The 6,347-nt window shown below is 56.0% G+C and carries 6 protein-coding genes; all 6 read right to left on the bottom strand.

Features of this window, described 5'->3' with window-relative positions:
• Window positions 1-7 precede the first annotated feature (7 nt).
• The 6 genes from HMPREF0721_RS12615 to HMPREF0721_RS09010 all read right to left on the bottom strand — a co-directional run bounded on the left by HMPREF0721_RS12615 (window position 8) and on the right by HMPREF0721_RS09010 (window position 6,312).
• A complete protein-coding gene (locus HMPREF0721_RS12615; RefSeq protein WP_006599413.1) occupies window positions 8-136 on the bottom strand; it encodes a hypothetical protein in 129 nt (42 codons plus the stop codon).
• Between the two features lie 307 nt (window positions 137-443).
• A complete protein-coding gene (locus HMPREF0721_RS09030; RefSeq protein WP_040640021.1) occupies window positions 444-1,595 on the bottom strand; it encodes an acyl-CoA dehydrogenase family protein in 1,152 nt (383 codons plus the stop codon).
• A 101-nt stretch (window positions 1,596-1,696) separates the two neighbouring features.
• Window positions 1,697-2,488, bottom strand: a complete 792-nt coding sequence (locus HMPREF0721_RS09025; protein ID WP_006599410.1) for an SDR family NAD(P)-dependent oxidoreductase — start codon at window positions 2,486-2,488, stop codon at window positions 1,697-1,699.
• Between the two features lie 41 nt (window positions 2,489-2,529).
• Entirely contained in the window at window positions 2,530-3,498 is a 969-nt protein-coding gene (locus HMPREF0721_RS09020; protein WP_006599409.1) for an NAD(P)H-dependent flavin oxidoreductase, read from the bottom strand.
• A gap of 1 nt (window position 3,499) precedes the next feature.
• A complete protein-coding gene (locus HMPREF0721_RS09015) occupies window positions 3,500-4,999 on the bottom strand; it encodes an amino acid adenylation domain-containing protein (protein WP_006599408.1) in 1,500 nt (499 codons plus the stop codon).
• 62 nt (window positions 5,000-5,061) lie between these two features.
• Window positions 5,062-6,312: an OFA family MFS transporter gene (locus tag HMPREF0721_RS09010; RefSeq protein WP_006599407.1), complete on the bottom strand. Its 1,251-nt coding sequence runs from the start codon at window positions 6,310-6,312 to the stop codon at window positions 5,062-5,064.
• Between the last annotated feature and the right edge of the window lie 35 nt (window positions 6,313-6,347).

Raw genomic sequence — 6,347 nt, 5'->3', positions numbered from 1 at the left:
TTTTCTTTTATACAATAAAGCGCGCCCCAAACCGGGCTCGCCGCCAGCCCCCAGCGGCCGTCGTGCGCGCGGCCCTCGCCACGGCCGCATGGGTGCCCAGTTCAACCACTTTGAATCCTTTAAAATGATCTATCATAATGCGCGCCTTTCTTTTTGCAGTGTATCTGCCGGCGTTGGGCCAAACGCTATCCAAATACCGGCCGCCGTTTTTCCAAAAAGGCAAACACGCCTTCTCTGAATTTGAGCGACGCCGCACAAACCTGCCGCTTCCGTTTGCCGACGGCGATGCGCACGACGCCGCCCTTCACGTCGTAAGTAATATTCTGATATGGCGTGACTTGCTCCTTTCGCTTTTCAAAACTGTTTGCTGAAATAAAAAAGCCACAACGGCATCATCGTCGCCAATCATGCCGTTGTGGATGACGAAATTTTTAAAAGATCGCTCAGACCTTGTAGCGCCGCTGCATTTCCCGGCCGATAACCATCCGCTGAATCTGGTTGGTGCCTTCGAAAATCTGGAAGATCTTCGCGTCGCGCATCAATTTTTCAACCGGATATTCCTTGCTGTAGCCGTAACCGCCGAGGATCTGCACCGCGTCGGTGGTCACCTTCATCGCCACGTCAGACACGAAGGTCTTCGTGACAGAGCCGAGGCGCGTGTCGTATTGGCCGGTTTTGTCGATCATATCAGCGCAATGGTAGAGCAGGGTTCGGGCCGCCGTGGTCTGAATTTCCATGTCGGCCAGCATGAAAGAAATACCCTGGTTTTTGATGATGGGCTTACCGAAGGTCCTGCGGACCATGGCGTATTTGGTGGCCTCGTCGATGGCGCGCTCCGCAATGCCCAGGCAGCCGTAGGAATTGACGCCGCGGCTTCTGTCCAGAGACTGCATGGCGATCATAAAGCCCTGGCCTTCTTCGCCGATGAGGTTCTTCGCCGGGACGCGCACATCGTCGAAGCTTAAGCTCGTGGTGTTGGACAGGCGCAGGCCCATTTTGTTTTCTTCCTTGCCGACACCGACGCCTTCCCGTTCCTTTTCGACGAGGAAGCAGGAGATCCCGTGGGCGCCCTTTTCTTTATCCGTCACTGCAAACACCGTGAACATATCGGCGATGCCGCCGCTGGAGATAAAGCATTTGCTTCCGTTTAAAATATAGTCGTCGCCGTCGCGCACAGCGGTGGTGCGTGTCGCAGACGCGTCGGAACCGGCGTCGGCTTCCGTCAGGCAAAAGGCCCCGAGCTGGCCGTCCATCACGCGCTCAAAGTAATATTTAATCTGTTCTTCCGTGCCGGCGATGCGCAGCGGCGTCACCCCGAATTCCGCCGTCGTCGCCGAGACAATAAACCCGGCGTCGACCTTGGCGAATTGTTCGTTCACCAGCACCAGATCCAGGGCACCTGCCCCGATGCCACCGTATGCTTCCGGGATGAACATGGTCGAAAAGCCCTGCTCCACAAATTTTTTATACACGTCCATCGGGAACTCGCCCTTGGCGTCGCAGTCCTCCACGACGGGGGCCAACTCTCTTTCCGCAAAGTCCTTGGCGACCGCCACCAAGTCTTTTTGTTCAGCCGTTAAAATAAAATCCTGCATGTTGCATTTTCCTTTCTCTCTCCGCAATGCTCCGAACATGTCGCAGTCTGTATGAAGCTCGCGGTGCCGCAGTGGGCCGCCGCCATTAATGCCGAACCGATTCAGACATCGCCGCCGAGGGTTGCCCCCATATCGGCCACGATGTATTCGCCGTCGAGCATGTCACACAGCCCACAGGCCAAAAACAGGGTCAGGTTGGCGATTTCGTCCACCGTGCCAAAGCGTCTTTCCGGAATCTTTTTCAATGTTTTTTCTTTAAAGGCCGGATTTTCGAGGGTGTCCGCGTTGAGCGCCGTCTTGACGTAGCCCGGGCAGATCGCGTTGACGTGAATGCCATAGCGGGCGTATTCCCAGGCGAAGGTTTTGGTCAGATTGATGGCGCCGGCTTTGGATGCCCCGTAGGCCGAGAGGCCATTGTTTCCTTTGATCCCGCCGATGGAGCACATGTTGATGATCTTGCCGCCGTCACCCTGGGCAATCATCTGATCGGCCGCGATTTTTGATCCGAAGAAAACGCCCTTCAAGTTAGAATCAAGCACGCGGTCCCAATCGGCTTCCGACATATCTTTGACCTTTTTGGTCAGTGCCACGCCGGCGTTGTTCACCATGATGTCCAGCCGGCCAAAGGCTGCCACCGTTTGCTTCACCAGATTTTCGATCGCATCGACCTTTTGCACATCGGTGCTCACGCCGATGGCTTCGCCGCCCAGCTCTTTAATGGCTTTGGCCACCGCGTCGCAATCGTCCTGATGGCGGCTGGTCACCACCACTTTGGCGCCGGCCGCTGCCAATTTCAGCGAGATACCGTGGCCCAGACCTTTGGTGCCGCCGGTCACGATGGCGACCTTGCCCGTTAAGTCAAATTTGGGTAATGTGAATGTTTCATTTGCCATTTGATTTTCCTCTCCGTGAAAATGTATTTTTGATAAAATTCTTATGAAAAAATTTGTTCCAAACACTTTACTTGGCTTTGCGTTTCCGCGATCAGCGCCTGCATGATGGCTTCGACGCTTTTCACCTCGCGGATCAGGCTGACGCCCTGCCCCAGCGGATTGATGCCCATATCGACATCCCCTGTCCGGTAGGATTTGAGCGTGCGCGCGCCAGAGGTCACCGTCTGCAGCTCTTCAAAGCTCGCGCCCCGAGCCTCCATCTCAAGGCATTTTTGCGCAGCGCCATTATTGGCCGCCCGCGCCATATTGCCGACGCTCTTCTGGACAATCACCGTGCTGCGTTCGCCCGCCGCACACATCCATTTTTTGTGAGCATTGCTGATCGGCGCTTCTTCTGAAGCCAGAAAGCGTGTGCCCATCACGACGGCGTCCGCCCCAAGGGCCAGGGCCGCGGCGATGCCCCGTCCGTCGACGATGCCCCCGCCGGCAATCACCGGCACCGAAAGCACACGCGATGCTTCATCGATCAGCACCATCGTGCCCTTTTCATCCTTTCCCGGATGGCCGCCGCATTCAAAACCGACCACCGACACAGCATCGACGCCGCATTTTTCGGCGCTGATCCCGTAGCGGGCCGCCGGCACCTTGTGAATGTGCACCATGCCCGCGCCGCGGATCAAAGGCGCCATGAAATCGGGCTTGATCCCGGAGGTCTCGACGGCCGCCACCCCGGCATCGCCGCAGCTACCAATCACCGCTTTCATTTTCTCCCGCTGGTCGATATCCGGCAGGAAGCTCATATTAACGCCGATGGGGCGCTCCGTCAACGCCCGCGTTTCTTTTAACGCAGCGCGAAATTCTTCCAGCTCCGGATACATCGCCGAGCTCAAAATGCCCATGCCGCCGGCGTTCGAAACGGCCGCCACCAGCTCCGGCGTCGCCGCGCAAAGCATACCGCCCTGCAAAATGGGATAGTCAATGCCTAAAAGTTCTGTGATCCTCGTCTTCATGTTAATAGCGTTCCTTTAACAACCGGTGATCGTTGATTTCCGCCGGCGCTTGAATGGCGCGGCGGGCGATCTTCCCACTCGGCGTCCGCGGCAGACTCTCCACCTGGAACAAAGCCGTCGGCACCATATAATAGGGCATCTTTTTATTGAGAAAGGCCTTGACCGCCTTCACATCGAGTGTTGTGTCTGCTTCAAAATACCCGCAGAGAATATTGGTCCCGCCGCTGTCCGTGAAGGATTTGACGCAAACCTCACCGATGCCGCCGTATTGGCGCATCTGCCTTTCGACCTCGTCGATCTCGACGCGAAACCCGCGAATCTTCACCATGTTGTCCTTCCGGCAGACATAATGATAAATGCCGTCGCTATCCGCCCGCACAATATCGCCGCTTTTGTAGAGCCACCGGAAGGCCGGCTCGTCAGAAAACGGATTGCGGATAAAGTGCGCCGCCGTCTTCTCCTCGTTGTGCAAATAGCCCCGGGCCACCTGCTCGGATGCGAGCCATAATTCCCCGGCTTCACCAGCTGGCACTGGTGCACCGGATTCATCCACCACGTAGCCGCGGATATCATTATTTAATCGGCCGATGGGATAGGCGCTTCTGGTATCGGAGATTTCATAAGCCGCAATCATGGCCGTCAGCTCCGACGAGCCGTAAACATTGAGGATGCGATAGGAAGCCTTCTTTAAATTTCTGGCCATTTCGCTGCCCACAATCAAAAGCCGCAGCTTCGTCTGGCCGTCGTCGATCTTCTGAAATTTGACGGCCATGTGGGGCGGCAGAAAGGTGATGGTCACCGCCTCTTCTTTATAGAAAGCCTGCAGCGCGTCAATATGCCTTCTCACCTTTCGGGGAATGATCACGGCCGTACATCCCAGACACAGCGCTGCATACAAATCAAAGACCGACGCGACAAAACTGAAACTCGGGAAAATGGCATAGATGTCGTCATCCGTCAGGTCAAAGCGGCCGAAGTTGCCGATGGACGCCATCACATTGCGATGTTCGATCATCACGCCCTTGGGGCTGGCCGTTGTGCTGGATGTATAAATCAGCACGGCCAGACCGTCTCTCTGGGAACGATCGATGGGATCGTCCCGGGTGTAATCCATGTTTTGGTAAAAACTTTGGTCCAAAACCAATCGACACTGGCACTCGCTGACGATGCGCGCCTTGGTGGCCTCCGGATAGTTATAGTCGATATAGGTGTAGGCCCCGCCCGCTTTCCAGATGCCGATCATCGCCACCACGGAACAGATCGACTGCCCCGCCGCAATGCCGACAATCTCACCGGACGCGATCCCAGCCTCCGCCAACGCATGAGCCAGACAATTGGTTTTCGCCTCTAACTCTCGGTATGTCAGCTGCCGCTTTCCTTCTTTGACCGCGATTTTATCGGGGTATAGGCTGACCGTTTCTTTAAACAGTTCACAAAATGTCGACTGGCGAAACCGCTGGGGGTTTGCCTTCAGATATGTTGAACGATTTGATATGGTCATTTTGGTTCCTTTGGGTCCCTTCTCACCTGTGCTCACCTTCGGACGCTTTCGTTTTTGTGAATTTATTGCTTGACCTTTTTCCGGACGATAAACGCGGCGATCAGTGAAATGACTGCCAAAACGCAGCCCACCATGAAGGCCGCCGAGTAATCGCCGTTGCGGTTCAACGTGACCGCCACCCGCGGCCCGATCAGGCCGGCAATCCCGAACATCAAATACATCACACCGTAATTTTCAGTGATATATTTCGAGCCGAACAGATCCGCCGTGATCGGAGTGATCGTCCCGCCGAAGCCGCCGTAGCAAAGCGCAACCAGCGCCATGCACACCACCGTCATCGTCATCGAAGGCGAAATGGCCAAAAGGCCCATCGCCACGGCTGGAATCGCGCAGATAATGCAGATGGTCACAAATTTATCGGTGTGGTCGGTCACCGCGCCCCACAAAATCCGGCCGATCATGCTCATGCAGGAGAGCAGCGAAGCGTAAAGCGCGGCCCGCGTCATCGACAGACCGAAGGTGCTGCCCATGATCTGGGTGCACTGGCTGATCACCATCATCCCGGAGGTCAGTCCGAAGGCAAAGGTCACCGCCGCCACATAAAACATGCTGGTCTTCACCATCTGGCCCCGGTTTAAATCCTTCACGATCCGCGACGGCGCATCGGCGTCTTCATTCGGCTGATCGCCGGCGCCGCTGTCCTGCGCCCGTTTGTATTCCACATAGCCTTCGGGCACCGGACGGATAATCGCCCCGCAGATCACCAGAATCACCAGGCAGGCCGCCCCGATGATGATAAAGGCTTGGCGCATGCCCCGGCCGGCAATCATATTGGCGAGAATCGGCGACCACAGCATGGCAGAGCCGCCATAAACCCCGGCGAAAAGCCCGGAGGCAATCCCCGTCTTTTCCGGAAAAACCGATGCGGAATAGCCCATCATCGTGGGATACATCAGCCCGGTGCCGACGCCGGTCATCAGGCCGTACACGACGAAAAGCATCGCGATGTTCGCCACAAAACCACTCAAGATATAACCGACGCCGAAAAGCGCCGCGCCGATAATCACCAGCTGATTCGCCTCTAAATGTTTGGTGAACCCGCCCAGTATCGTCGGCGACATGGTCGAGCACAAAACGGTCAATGTATAACACAAGGCCACCGTCGCCGTCACCGATTCACCCCCCAGCGCCTGCACGAAGGGCGTCTGGACGACGGACCAGGTATACCCGATCCCCAAAATAAAGCAAACTATCAAACCAGCGATGTAGTAGAGGGTTTTTTTACTTTCAAATGTCTTATATTCTGCGTTCATTTTCTCTCCTAAGGCATTTGCACCGAGACAGAACC

It is taken from the genome of Pseudoramibacter alactolyticus ATCC 23263 (genome assembly GCF_000185505.1).
Classification (GTDB): Bacteria; Bacillota; Clostridia; order Eubacteriales; family Eubacteriaceae; genus Pseudoramibacter; species Pseudoramibacter alactolyticus.
The sequence above is the reverse complement of the archived record's forward strand: the minus strand, read 5'-3'. Positions and strand labels throughout refer to the sequence as shown.

Coding starts and splice junctions, on each gene's coding strand:
- HMPREF0721_RS12615 (WP_006599413.1), bottom strand. CDS start 136: ATGATAGATCATTTTAAAGGATTCAAAGTGGTTGAACTGGGCACCCAT.
- HMPREF0721_RS09030 (WP_040640021.1), bottom strand. CDS start 1,595: ATGCAGGATTTTATTTTAACGGCTGAACAAAAAGACTTGGTGGCGGTC.
- HMPREF0721_RS09025 (WP_006599410.1), bottom strand. CDS start 2,488: ATGGCAAATGAAACATTCACATTACCCAAATTTGACTTAACGGGCAAG.
- HMPREF0721_RS09020 (WP_006599409.1), bottom strand. CDS start 3,498: ATGAAGACGAGGATCACAGAACTTTTAGGCATTGACTATCCCATTTTG.
- HMPREF0721_RS09015 (WP_006599408.1), bottom strand. CDS start 4,999: ATGACCATATCAAATCGTTCAACATATCTGAAGGCAAACCCCCAGCGG.
- HMPREF0721_RS09010 (WP_006599407.1), bottom strand. CDS start 6,312: ATGAACGCAGAATATAAGACATTTGAAAGTAAAAAAACCCTCTACTAC.